The 313-nt window shown below is 67.4% G+C and carries 1 pseudogene; it reads right to left on the bottom strand.

Annotated elements, in window-relative coordinates:
• Window positions 1-313 (bottom strand): annotated as a pseudogene (locus ACFHPP_RS31445) (transposase); the annotation flags it as partial.

The raw sequence follows: 313 nt of genomic DNA, 5'->3' as shown, positions 1-313 counted from the left end.
ATGCAGGGGGTGATGCCCTTGTCTTGCAGGGCGGCGCGGAAGCGCCCGCTGTCATAGCCGCGGTCGCCAATGAGTTCTCGTGCGGGCGGCAGGTGAGGCAGCATCAAGGCGGCCCCGCGATGGTCGCTGGCCTGCCCCTCGGTCAGCAGCATCAGGACAGGGCGTCCCTGGCCGTCGCAGACGGCGTGGAGCTTGGAGTTCAGGCCGCCCTTTGTTCGGCCGATGCAGCGGGGAAAAGCCCCTTTTTGAGCAGGCTGGCTGCGGTGCGGTGAGCCTTCAGGTGCGTGCTGTCGATCATCAGCCGATCAGGCGC

Source organism: Falsiroseomonas sp. E2-1-a20 (genome assembly GCF_051433195.1).
In the GTDB taxonomy this organism is placed as follows: Bacteria; Pseudomonadota; Alphaproteobacteria; order Acetobacterales; family Acetobacteraceae; genus Falsiroseomonas.
Note: the sequence above shows the minus strand (reverse complement) of the source record. Positions and strands in the feature narration are given on the sequence as shown.